This is a genomic window from Bowmanella denitrificans, assembly GCF_039522935.1.
GTDB lineage: Bacteria > Pseudomonadota > Gammaproteobacteria > Enterobacterales > Alteromonadaceae > Bowmanella > Bowmanella denitrificans.
In genome coordinates this window covers 354789-366851 of record NZ_BAAAEI010000006.1, presented here as the reverse complement: position 1 = coordinate 366851, position 12063 = coordinate 354789, and the positions used below count along the sequence as shown (strand labels likewise).

The window sequence follows — 12063 nt, the reverse complement described above, 5'->3', positions numbered from 1 at the left end:
AGACGCTAAGAACAGCACGCTGAGTGTTAACACTATAATGTTTGGATTATCAGCCTTTCTATTATTTCGTGTTTTTCGTGGTTAGAGCTGTTCATCCAAACAAAACAATAGCTTATATGGGACACTGAGCGTGCTCGGAATGCCCTTAAAGTGATAAAGCCCTGCACCAACTCCGTGTTCTCTGTGCCACTGTGGTTATTAACAAATTTCTCGCAAAGACGCTGAGACAAGCTCGCTGATTGCCAACCTCTCAAGCCAGTGCAGCAATAGCAGCCAAAGCCCGCTCTATTTCCTGTTCATTATTAATCAGACTGGGAGCAAAGCGCGCATAAGATTGTCGGTAAGGGGTTGCGCTCATAATAATCCCCTTACTGTGCAAGGCCTTTACTACATCATCTGCTGACATACCTTTTACATCAAAACAAACCAGGCCGCTGGAAAGCCCGGGATCCATCGGGGTATAAAGTGTCACATGCGGCATCTTGGCCAGACCCTGTTTGGTCTGACTATTCAGTTGATGAATGCGTTTTTGCACATTGGCCTTGCCCAGTTGCAGATGCAAAGCAAAGGCCTGGGGTAAGGCCCAGCGATGTTCAAACGAATGAAAACCACCGGGTGACATATGTTCACCTATGGGCACCTGGTCCTGGTTGCTGTTGCCCAACCACACATCGTATGACTGACTAAAGCTGGGGATAACCGCATTACTGCTTTGCCAGGCCCGCTCGTTGCCCCAAATCACGCCGGTGCCACGAGGGCCAAAGATCCATTTATGGGTACCAGCAATAAAAAAGTCACAGCCCAGTTGGCTGATATCCTGATCTTCAATACCAAAACCATGTACGCCATCCACACAAAACAGAATCTGTTGTGATTCACTGCGTTTGGCATTGATTTTTGCAATGGCATCGGCCATGGCACGAACAGGTAATTTAACTCCGGTAGAGGAGTGTACCCAGGTGACTGCCACGACACGGGTTTTGGCTGAAATACCGGCTTTTAAATTTGCCAGTACTTCTGCTTCGCTAACCGCTGCGGGGTGTTTATACAGTGCAATACGTTTGACCTTGGCACCGGTGCGGTCGGCGCGCAGTTGCAACGACAAATCGGTAGAGTAATGGTCATGTACGCTTTGCAGAATTTCGTCATCGGCGGCCAGTTTCAGGCCGCTGTATACCAGTGCCAGCCCCATGGTGGTGCTGTCGGTCAGGGCGATTTGTTCAGCCCGAACCCCCATATAGCCGGCGGCACTTGCACATATTTGCCCGTCTATAGTCATAAAATGGGCGTGCCAGTAATCTGCCGGGTTACTGTCAAAGGCACGCCGGTGTGCCTCAATGGCATCGGCCACGGGTTTTGGGTGTGATGCCAGTAGAAAAGTGGCCAGATGAATATAGTCATAAGTGAGCGGAAACAGCTTTCTCAGCCCCTGCCAATCTGCCGGGGCAATAGGGGGAGTCACACCGCTCTGCGGTGGCTGCGTATTGTCTGCCAGGGTAAGCTGACTCAGGCTGGTGGCGGCAACGGCCAGGCCTGCTCCAGTCAGAAAAGTGCGGCGATGCATCATAGGCTCCAACAGGAATAACCTATCCAGTATAGGAGAACCAGGCGAACATGATGTGTTTTAAGGCGTGGCGCTGGTTTGTACAAAAGGATGGCCGCAATATACAGTTAACGGCATAGTCCGCGCGGCGGTTTGTATAGCGTCGCAGCTGTTGCACGTTTCAACCGGAGCCTGAACATGAACAGGGTTTATCTGCTGCTGATAATATTGTTAAGCTGGCCGGCCCTGGCGGGTGAACAACCGCCATCGCCGTTATTTGTGGTGCATATTGAAACCGGGCCAGCCTGGCGCAGAGATGTGCCGCCCAAGGCACAAACGGGTTTTGCTGAACATGCTGCCAATATGCAGCGCTTAAGACAGCAGGGCATCATTGCCTTTGGTGCCAGGTATGAAGAGTTTGGCATGCTGGTATTTCGTGTGGCCTCAGAGCAAGAAGCTAAAGCGATCATGGATGCCGATCCGGGAGTGAGTGGCGGAATTTTTAACTATCGTGTCGCGCCACTTAGTGTTTTCTACCCCTGGCAACAGTGAGTTAATATGGGCTGTGCAACAAGAGGGTGAACAGGAATGGAGGTAAAGATGGAACAACAAAATAGCCTGGCAAAATTTCAGGCCAAATTGCGACAAGCCAAAACATCAGATAAAGAGCCCTGGGCTTTTGTGGTATTGCCGATGGCGGTGAGTGACATTCTGCCCAGGCGGGGCCGTACCAGCGTAGAAGGCACAGTGAATAACGCGCCTTTTACCGCACTATTGGAGCCGGATGGTAAGAAAAGCCATTGGCTGCGTATTGATCAAAAACTGATGCAGGCTGCCGGCGTTACTATGGGCGATGAAGCTGAGTTTAAAGTCAAACCCGTGGAGATTGAACCAGAGCCAGAAATTCCAGCCGACTTACAGGCCGCGCTGATATCGGCGCCCGAGGCGATGGCCACCTGGCAGGCCACCACCACATTGGCTCGCGTGGATTGGATCCACTGGATCACCACGGCTAAACAGGCCAAAACCCGTGCAAAGCGTATCAGTGATGCCTGCGATATGCTGGCCAGTGGTAAAAAACGTGTTTGCTGTTTTGATCCTTCCGGGTTTTACAGCAAAGCCTTGTCTGCCCCTGAGGCCATCCCAGACTGATAAACCATAACAACAATGGCGAGCTATTTTCTATACTGCATATAAACAACAGGAGCGAATAATGGCTGATATGCAAAAGGCGCTGGCAACCCAGCTTAACAATATTGAAGAACTTACAGGAAACTCGCTGGATGAACTTAAGGCCATTATTAAACAGAGCAACCTGACCAAGCATACCGAGATTGTTAAAATGCTAAAGGATGTGTTCGCTCTGGGCCATGGACACGCCAATACCCTGGCGCATTTTGCCAAGGAAAGTACGACAACAGCCGCAAGTGAATCCGACCCACTGGATGCCTTGTATACCGGACCTAAGGCGGCCCTGCGTGATATTCACGACAGCCTTTTGCAGCATATGAATCAGTTTGGCCCGTTTGACACGGCAGCAAAACAAAAATATGTCAGCTATCGTCGCAACAAGCAATTTGCCATGATTGGACCTGCCACCAATACCCGGGTAGAACTGGGGTTGAATATAAAGGCCTTGCCAGAATCCCCACGTCTTGAAAAGCTACCTGCCGGGCAGATGTGCCAGTATCGGGTTAAGCTTAGCCATCCAGAACAAGTGGACGATGAAGTGATTGCCTGGATAAAAGCTGCATACGACAATGCGGGCTAAGAGTGCGGTCCGCATCCCGGCTATTGAATACGCCAGATCACCGTCCATAAAGAGAAAATATGGCAAAAGTTGAAATCAAATATTGTACCCAGTGCCGCTGGTTGCTGCGTTCTGCCTGGATGGCGCAGGAACTGTTAAGCACGTTCGAACAGGAAATCACCGAGCTGTCACTGCTTCCTGCCAGCGGCGGTATTTTTGAGGTAAGCGCCAATGGGCAATTGGTATGGAGCCGAAAACAGCAGGGCAGATTTCCGGAGATTACCGAACTAAAGCAGGCCGTGCGTGACGCCATTGCACCGGATAAGCCGCTGGGCCATGCCGATAAAAAGCCGTCAGCTGTATAGAAATTAGTCAAGCAGCAATGAGTGTCTAAGCTGTGGCAATAGTGACAGCGCGCACCGGCGCTGGGTACCCTTCAATGGTCTTGCTGGGATCTTCAGGGTCGAGAAAGTCTTTGAGTGAATGGGTGGTCATCCACTGGGTACTGCGCTGTTCATCGACGCTGGTGGTGGACACATCCACGGTGCGAATATGTTTAAAGCCCAGGCGTTGCAACCAGCTTTCAAGCGCCTTTACGCTGGGAATAAACCAGACATTACGCATTTGCGCATAGCGCTCGCCAGGCAGAAAAACCTGGTGCTCATCACCCTCTACTACCAGGGTTTCCAGCACCAGCTCGCCGCCTTTTCTGAGCAGACTCTTAAGCTGCTGCAAAAAATCCAGCGGGCTTTTACGGTGATAAAGTACGCCCATGGAAAATACCGTATCAAAACTGTTAAGTGCCGGTAAGGCTTCGATACCCAGGGGTAACTGGAAGACCTGCTGATCCTGAATAAAGTGCTGCATGATCAGAAACTGCATCAGAAACAATGGGTAGGGGTCCACCCCCACCACCAACTCAGCACCCTGACCGCGCATACGCCACAGGTGATAGCCACTGCCACAGCCCACATCCAGCACACTTCGACCGGCAAGGGGGCTTAGATGCGGTAACACGCGATCCCATTTCCAGTCAGAGCGCCACTCGGTATCCAGGTGAATACCATGCAGGTGAAAGGGGCCTTTGCGCCAGGGTTTGAATTGCTGCAACAAGCCAATTATCTGTTTCTGGGTGTAGTCATTGATATCCGCCGCACTGCCAATACGTACCTGACTTAGCAAATCTACGTCTGCAGAGGAGGTGGCAGGCAGTTTTGCCAGCAGTTTTTGCCATTTTTCCAGGTCGGCTTTGTTTTGCCCTTGCCAGTCAGCCAGCTGGGCGGGCAGCACTTCCAGCCAGTGACTGTGTGATGTACCGGCAATTCGGCGGTAAAACTCCTGAAACTGTTGCATGCTCAACCTTCTGACTTACTACTGTTGATACGACTTAGAAACCAAGCTGTTGCACCATTACTTAATGGCCACCAGTGACGCGAAATTAAAGCACTTAAACCACAGCAGCACATCACTGAAACCTGCCTGCTTAAGGCGTTGTTCGTGCTGGCTGAAACTGTCGGTGAGCATCACATTTTCCAGCGCTGTACGCTTCTGGCTGATTTCCAGTTCGCTGTAACCATTGCGGCGCTTAAACTCGTGATGCAGCTCAATCAGAAGCTCATTGCCAGCTTCGCTGGGGTGACGGATCTTTTCCGACAAGACCAGAATGCCACCAGGATTCAGCCCCTGATAAATACCTTGCAAGATATCCAGGCGCTGTGGTGGTGCAATAAACTGCAGGGTGAAATTCATGACTACCATAGCGGCATTGGTAATGCGGATATTCTGTAAATCATCACATACCAGTTGAATCGGCACGTCGGACTTAAACGCCTGAATATGTCGCTGGCAACGTTCGATCATGGCCTGGGAGTTATCCACGCCGATAATCTGACATCCCGGGGCTTGAATATAGCGACTGGCGGCCAGACTCACCGCGCCAAGGGAACAACCTAAATCATAAAGTTGTGCGCCGGCCTGCATATATTTGCCAGCCATCTGACCAATCGCATCCACTATGGTGCTGTAACCCGGTACCGAACGCTGGATCATATCCGGGAACACCTCGGCCACATTTTCGTCAAAGCGAAAATCAGAAACTTGTGCCAGCGGGCTGGAATAGATGGCGTCTTTACCTGATGAGATCATGCTGTAAGGGGCTGATTTAAAAAGGGCGCTTATTCTAGCCTAAGGCGTGTGTAATAGCCATGTTATGACAGGGCGGAGGATGACACTGTGTGCGTATTTGCTACCATAGGCGACCATAAATATATGGCTAACTTGGTAATCAATAAAAATGAATGCAGCAGCACACCCTTACCCTATAGGTACACCAGGCACGCCTTGGAATAACAGTGACAAACAGCAATGGCTGGCGCTCCAGTCGGTAAAGCGCAGTTACCAGACTGATGTTGTTCAGCCGCTAGAGACCATGCAGTCGGGGTTAGCACTGCTGCAATATGGACAATTGCAATACGGTGCTGCCACCTACCCGCTATTTGCGCTCAAGTCCGCTCAGTGGCAAAGCAATAAGCCGGTGGCGCTGATTACCGGTGGTGTACATGGCTATGAAACCAGCGGCGTACATGGCACTCTGCGTTTTGCACAAGCGCATGCCGATGACTATGCCGGGCAATTGAATCTACTGATTGTGCCCTGCATCAGCCCCTGGGGATACGAAACCATTAACCGCTGGAACCCATCAGCTATTGACCCTAACCGCTCTTTTTATGCCGAAAGCCCGGCGGGGGAGTCGGCTGCGCTAATCAAACTGCTGGGCACGATCGCTGAGCCGATCCTGTTGCATATTGATTTGCACGAAACCACCGATACCGATAATTCTGAATTCAGACCGGCATTGGCGGCTCGTGACGGCACTTACCATGACAACTGGAATATTCCCGATGGCTTTTATCTGGTAGGAGACAGCCACAAAGCGGAAGCAGATTTTCAGCGCGCCGTGCTGGATGCGGTTGAAAAGGTTACCCACATTGCCGATGCAGATGAAAACAATCGGTTGATTGGCTCACCGCTGGTGCAGCATGGGGTGGTGAATTATGACACCAAAAAGCTCGGGCTGTGCGCCGGTGTCACCGATGCCAGATGGGTAACCACGACTGAAGTGTATCCTGACAGCGACAACGCCACCCCCGAGCAATGTATTGTGGCGCAGGTAGCGGCAATACAAGGGGCGCTGGGATATATGCTCAGGCAGATGGCGTAACGCTGTGCGACAGGATCAGACGGTATTGGTTTCAAAATCCTCTGACCACTTTATCGCTCTGGTGTAGAGATCGGGTAACAGCTCTTCTTTGATATTCAACGCCGAACAGCCTTTTTGTGTCCAGAACCAACTGCCGCTTTCGTACGCTTTTACCAATTCAAGAATGGAACCTAGCATACCAGGCTCTGCCAACAGGGCCTGTTTAACTTCTGCTTCCAACGGCAGTCTTTCCAGCACTTTGTCCATTGGCGAGCCGAGTAGGGCGTCTACCAAAGAAAACAAGCCGGTTAGAAATGCCATACCGGATAAGCCTGGTGCAGTTTTTTCACAGACCAGCTCACAGAATCGGGCGCGTAGAATGGACATTCGGATCAGTTCCAGTGGCTTGTTATTGCCACCCAGATGCGCCGTGGCAATCAAGCAGATAAACTTTCTGGCTTGCTCTTCACCCAGATAAATCAACGCCTGCTTAATGGAACTAATCGGCTCGCGTACGTCAAACAGCCCCGAATTAATAAAACGCAATAATTTGTATGACAGTGACAAATCGCGTTCAAAATACATGGCCAGCTTGCTGTAACTGAAATTGGGTTTAAGCACTTCCAGATAAATCGCCAGGATCATATGGTGCTGAGCTTCGATGTCCTGATGCTCCAGCATCTCTGGTACGCAAAAAAAGTAGCCCTGGAAAAAGTCAAAGCCGAGATCCTTGGCTTGTTCAAACTCTTCGTGGCTTTCAATTTTTTCCGCCAGGAAACGCACGCCTTTGCGACGGCGCAGGGTTGGCAAAATATTAGCGATTTCAGCAAAGCTGGTGCGACGAATATCGAATTTGATCAGCTTGGCGAAATTAAGGAAGCGTTCCCAGTCCGGGTGATAAACAAAATCATCCAGTGCAAACCTGTAACCCTTATGGAAAAGGTTCCGGCAGGCCTGGTAGATCTCATCACTGGGTTCCACATCCTCCAGTACTTCAATCACAATATCACCCGGCGGCAACAGTGCCGGTATCTGATCCAGCAGGCTTTGCTGGGAAAAGTTAATTAAGGCCTTTTTATTACGGCTTAATGTCTTAAAGCCCAGATTCAGGTGCTGATTCAAAACCAGCCGACTGGTGGCGACGTCAGGTTTGACATGGCGGGGAAAGACATTTTCAATGCCGTCGCGGAAAAACAACTCATAGGCCACGGTTTGTTGCCGTCGGTTAAGAATTGCCTGCCGTGCTGTGTAGACTTTCATACTGATAACTGATCTTCCTGTTACCGGGACTCATACCGCAAGAATGGAAGGCTTCCTGCAGGCAACAGACTACCCGGTTTAGCGCCCATGAGGCGCTTATTGCGAACAACACAGAACAAACCTAAGGGTGCTCTGATCACAAACGGGCCGGATTGTACATGAATATACCTGACTATCAGGTCCGTCCTGGTTAAAAAACCTCCAGCCTGGTTGAAGCGCTCGCTAAACCTATCATAGCCGCTATATTTGCCTATCTGAGCCTGTTTACATTCTATATGAATCGACTCAAGCTTTGGTTGAGGGCTTAACCTACTTATTTTTAGCCCTTTTTAGGGCATTTACCTAGCAGTAAAAATACACTTTCGTGTAGAATTCGGGGTTTTATTCTCTTGTACACAGCACATTGCTGTGGTGCAAAGCCAGATGCATTGAAATTGAGGAAAACATGGATCTTGAAGCCATAAGCAAAGAGGCTGCGGCATTGGTGGCAAATGCCACCGATATGGTCGAGCTGGATAAGGTCAGGGTCGAATTCCTGGGTAAAAAAGGCAAATTGACCGAGCTGCTTAAAGGCCTGGGTAAATTGTCTGCCGAGGAACGTCCTGCTGCCGGTGAACAAATCAACAAAGCCAAACAACAGATTCAGCAGATGATCCATGCGCGTTCTGAATTACTGCGCCGTCAGGAATTGGATGCGAAATTGGCTCAGGAGCGTGTGGATGTGACCCTGCCTGGTCGCGGCAAGGCCAGCGGTGGATTGCATCCGGTCAGTCGCACCATCGAACGTATCGAGAGCTTTTTTACTGAGTTGGGTTTCTCGGTTAAATCCGGTCCGGAAATTGAAGATGGTTTTCATAATTTTGATGCCCTGAATATTCCTGCGGATCATCCGGCCAGGGCCAATCATGACACTTTTTACTTCAATCCTGATTTGATGCTGCGCACTCAGACGTCCGGCGTGCAAATACGCACCATGGAAGCGCAAAAGCCACCACTTAGGATCATTTCGCCAGGACGGGTCTACCGTAATGACTACGACCAAACCCATACCCCGATGTTCCATCAGGTAGAAGGACTGATGGTGGATAAAAATGTCAGTTTTGCCGACTTAAAAGGCATCCTCAGTGATTTTGTGCGTAACTTCTTCGAAGCCGATCTGGAAGTCCGTTTCCGTCCGTCTTACTTTCCCTTTACTGAGCCGTCGGCTGAAATGGACGTGAGAACCAGCAGTGGCAAATGGCTGGAAGTTCTCGGCTGCGGTATGGTGCATCCTAATGTACTGCGCGCTGTCAATATAGACCCTGAAGAATACACAGGTTTTGCCTTTGGTATGGGGATTGAGCGCCTGACTATGCGTCGCTATGAGGTCAATGACCTGCGCGCTTTCTTCGAAAACGACCTGCGTTTCTTGAAACAGTTTAACTAGGAATAAATAGCAGCATGAAATTCAGTGAAAAGTGGTTAAGAGAATGGGTTAACCCTGCTATTTCCACCGAGGCGTTGTCTGAGCAGTTATCCATGGCCGGCCTGGAAGTCGATGGTGTGGAAGCCGTAGCACCAGACTTCAGCGGTGTATTGGTGGGGGAAGTGGTGGAATGTGGCCAGCATCCTGATGCCGATAAGTTACGCGTAACTAAAGTTAACGTAGGTGGTGATGAATTATTAGACATCGTTTGCGGTGCCCCCAACTGCCGTCTTGGCTTAAAGGTGGCGGTAGCTGTGGTCGGTGCTGTACTGCCGGGCGATTTTAAGATTAAGAAAGCCAAACTGCGTGGTCAACCGTCTCATGGCATGCTGTGTTCTGCGTCAGAGCTGGGTTTATCAGAAGACCACGATGGCATTATTGAGCTGCCACTCGATGCGCCAATCGGCCAGGATATTCGCGATTATCTGCAGCTTGACGATGTCACTGTCGAAGTGGATTTAACCCCAAATCGTGCCGACTGCCTGGGCATCAAAGGCCTGGCCCGTGAAGTGGGGGTGTTAAACCAACTGGCGGTAAACAGCCTCGCCATCAACCCGGTTGAAGCCAAGACGGATGTCAGTCGCAATATCGTGCTGGACGCGCCGCAGGCCTGTCCTCGCTATCTTGGCCGGGTGATTGAAAACGTCAACATGCAGGCCAAAACCCCAACCTGGATGAAAGAGCGTTTGCGCCGTAGCGGTGTGCGCAGCATTGACCCGGTGGTGGATGTGACCAACTATGTATTGTTGGAACTCGGCCACCCAATGCACGCTTTTGATAATGATGTTCTGCAAGGTGATGTACATGTCAGGCTGGCCGACGATAAAGAAAAGCTGGTATTACTGGATGGCGAAGAAGTAGAACTGGTGTCAAACACATTATTGATTGCCGATGAACAAAAAGCCCTGGCCATGGGCGGCATTTTTGGTGGTAAAGCCTCTGGCGTTACCGCTTCGACCACGAATATCTTTTTGGAAAGTGCGTTTTTTACCCCAGAAGCCATCAAAGGGCGGGCTCGCCAGTATGGTCTGCACACTGATGCGTCGCACCGTTATGAGCGTGGGGTGGATTATAAGTTGCAGCGTGATGCGATGGAGCGGGCCACGGCACTCCTGTTGTCTATCGTCGGCGGTCAACCTGGCCCCGTGGTGGAAGCGGTCAGTCAGGCAGACTTGCCCACCGATAAGCGCGTTGAACTGCATCGGAACCGATTGGATCGCTTGATTGGTATTCATATCGATAGCGATAAAGTCACAGATATTTTCCAGCGACTGGGTCTTGATGTCACTTATGCTAACGATACCTGGACAGTGGATGTGCCCAGCTACCGCTTTGATATCGCTATTGCCGAGGATTTAATTGAAGAAGTGGCCAGGGTTTATGGCTATCACAATATTCCGTCGGCGTCGCCCACCGGGCGGTTGGAAATGTCCAGTCATCGTGAACAATCCACGCCACTGATGTTGATGAAGCAGCGTCTGGTCAGCCTGGGTTTCCAGGAAGCCATTACTTATTCGTTTGTGGACCCGAAGGTACAAAAAAGTCTGTTCCCAGACTTTGATGCCTTGGAACTGCCGCATCCCATCTCGGTTGAAATGTCATCCATGCGGCTAAGCCTGTGGCCAGGCTTGCTGCAGGCGGTTTCTTATAACCAGAAACGTCAGCAAAGCCAGATTGCACTGTTTGAAACCGGTTTGCGTTTTTTGCCTGATGCCAGCGAAGCCGCTGGTGTGTCACAACAGCCGGTAATAGGTGGCGTACTGGCCGGCCAGCGTCAAGCTGAACATTGGGACATGGACACGACCGCGGTTGACTTCTTTGATGCCAAGGCCGCAGTGGAAGCCTTAATCGCCACCACGGCAGCGCCACAGGAATTTAGCTTCCAGGCTATTGAACACAGCGCTTTGCATCCGGGTCAGGCGGCAGCCGTTTTGCGCAATGGCAAGCAAGTAGGACTGCTTGGGGCGGTGCATCCACAGTTTGAAAAAGAGCTTAAACTGAATGGCCGTACCTATGTGTTTGAACTTGAATTAGACGCGCTGAGTGAGCGTCGTTTACCCCAGGCCAGAGAGATTTCCCGCTATCCTGCCAATCGCAGGGATATTGCATTGCTGGTGAAGGACAGCCATACTGTCGCTGACATACTTGCTTGCATAGAAAAATTTGGTGGAAATCAGCTAGTTGGCCTAAACTTGTTTGACCTCTACAGAGGAAAGGGCATTGCGGATGGGTATAAGAGCCTGGCGATTTCCTTAATACTGCAGGACCCAGCGAGAACCCTTGAAGAGCATGAGATTCAAGCTGTGGTAGAGAAAATTCTGGCCGCGTTGTCAGAGCAATTTGAGGCATCTCTGAGGGATTGAGTTTATGGCGCTGACCAAAGCCGATATGGCTGAACATTTGTTCGAAAAGCTGGGCATCAATAAACGCGACGCAAAAGATATGGTGGAAGCCTTCTTCGAAGAGGTCAGGGAAGCTCTCGAATCAGGTGAACAGGTGAAGTTGTCCGGTTTCGGCAACTTTGATCTGCGCCAGAAAAATGAGCGTCCCGGGCGAAACCCCAAGACTGGTGAAGATATTCCGATCAAAGCCAGGCGTGTGGTGACTTTCAGACCCGGGCAGAAGCTTAAAAGTCGGGTTGAGCATTCCAAACCGCTAGACTGATGACAGGAAGAACGCAGGGTAACTCCTGCGTTTTTTTATGCCGTCATAGGTATGGATTGATATATCAGGATATGTGAATGCATATCCAATTGGCCTGTGGTTTTTGTCGGTTTAGATTAAAATTAACCGCAGTGCAGCCACTCCTTTTTGTCTGGTCCCAGACAAATGCGAATTGCAATCTG

12 protein-coding genes are annotated in these 12063 nt (G+C 50.5%); 8 read left to right on the top strand and 4 right to left on the bottom strand.

The window, feature by feature from the left end:
• Positions 1 to 250: 250 nt before the first annotated feature.
• A complete protein-coding gene (locus tag ABD028_RS04635; protein WP_343842331.1) occupies positions 251 to 1564 on the bottom strand; it encodes an aminotransferase class V-fold PLP-dependent enzyme in 1314 nt (437 codons plus the stop codon).
• 177 nt (positions 1565 to 1741) lie between these two features.
• Here ABD028_RS04635 and ABD028_RS04630 point away from each other — a divergent pair, with 177 nt between their 5' ends.
• From ABD028_RS04630 to ABD028_RS04615, 4 genes are all read left to right on the top strand, one after another.
• Positions 1742 to 2095, top strand: coding sequence for a YciI family protein (locus ABD028_RS04630; protein WP_343842329.1), 354 nt, complete (start codon positions 1742 to 1744; stop codon positions 2093 to 2095).
• 48 nt (positions 2096 to 2143) lie between these two features.
• Complete coding sequence (locus tag ABD028_RS04625) at positions 2144 to 2695, top strand: YdeI/OmpD-associated family protein (protein WP_343842326.1); 552 nt, start codon at positions 2144 to 2146, stop codon at positions 2693 to 2695.
• A gap of 61 nt (positions 2696 to 2756) precedes the next feature.
• Positions 2757 to 3314 carry a DUF5655 domain-containing protein gene (locus ABD028_RS04620; RefSeq protein ID WP_343842324.1) on the top strand — a complete coding sequence of 186 codons (558 nt, stop codon included), beginning with the start codon at positions 2757 to 2759 and terminating at the stop codon, positions 3312 to 3314.
• A gap of 59 nt (positions 3315 to 3373) precedes the next feature.
• On the top strand, positions 3374 to 3658 hold the full coding sequence (locus ABD028_RS04615) for an Rdx family protein (protein WP_343842322.1): 285 nt from the start codon (positions 3374 to 3376) through the stop codon (positions 3656 to 3658).
• A 25-nt stretch (positions 3659 to 3683) separates the two neighbouring features.
• Here ABD028_RS04615 and cmoB read toward each other — a convergent pair whose 3' ends face one another.
• Positions 3684 to 4652 carry a tRNA 5-methoxyuridine(34)/uridine 5-oxyacetic acid(34) synthase CmoB gene (gene cmoB, locus ABD028_RS04610; RefSeq protein ID WP_343842319.1) on the bottom strand — a complete coding sequence of 323 codons (969 nt, stop codon included), beginning with the start codon at positions 4650 to 4652 and terminating at the stop codon, positions 3684 to 3686.
• A gap of 51 nt (positions 4653 to 4703) precedes the next feature.
• Positions 4704 to 5435, bottom strand: coding sequence for a carboxy-S-adenosyl-L-methionine synthase CmoA (cmoA, locus tag ABD028_RS04605; protein WP_102797085.1), 732 nt, complete (start codon positions 5433 to 5435; stop codon positions 4704 to 4706).
• Positions 5436 to 5586: 151 nt separating this feature from the next.
• On the opposite strand from cmoA, the gene ABD028_RS04600 reads away from it, so the two are divergent.
• Positions 5587 to 6513 (top strand): M14 family metallopeptidase, encoded by a 927-nt coding sequence (locus ABD028_RS04600; RefSeq protein WP_343842316.1) that lies wholly within the window; start codon positions 5587 to 5589, stop codon positions 6511 to 6513.
• Positions 6514 to 6528: 15 nt separating this feature from the next.
• Here the strand turns inward: ABD028_RS04600 and ABD028_RS04595 are convergent, their stop codons facing one another.
• A complete protein-coding gene (locus ABD028_RS04595) occupies positions 6529 to 7752 on the bottom strand; it encodes an EAL and HDOD domain-containing protein (protein WP_343842313.1) in 1224 nt (407 codons plus the stop codon).
• 445 nt (positions 7753 to 8197) lie between these two features.
• On the opposite strand from ABD028_RS04595, the gene pheS reads away from it, so the two are divergent.
• The 3 genes from pheS to ABD028_RS04580 are packed head-to-tail and all read left to right on the top strand — an operon-like array spanning position 8198 to position 11881.
• Positions 8198 to 9178: a phenylalanine--tRNA ligase subunit alpha gene (gene pheS, locus ABD028_RS04590; RefSeq protein WP_102796925.1), complete on the top strand. Its 981-nt coding sequence runs from the start codon at positions 8198 to 8200 to the stop codon at positions 9176 to 9178.
• A 14-nt stretch (positions 9179 to 9192) separates the two neighbouring features.
• Positions 9193 to 11580 carry a phenylalanine--tRNA ligase subunit beta gene (gene pheT, locus ABD028_RS04585; protein ID WP_343842309.1) on the top strand — a complete coding sequence of 796 codons (2388 nt, stop codon included), beginning with the start codon at positions 9193 to 9195 and terminating at the stop codon, positions 11578 to 11580.
• Positions 11581 to 11584: 4 nt separating this feature from the next.
• Positions 11585 to 11881, top strand: coding sequence for an integration host factor subunit alpha (locus tag ABD028_RS04580; protein ID WP_102796923.1), 297 nt, complete (start codon positions 11585 to 11587; stop codon positions 11879 to 11881).
• Positions 11882 to 12063: the final 182 nt, after the last annotated feature.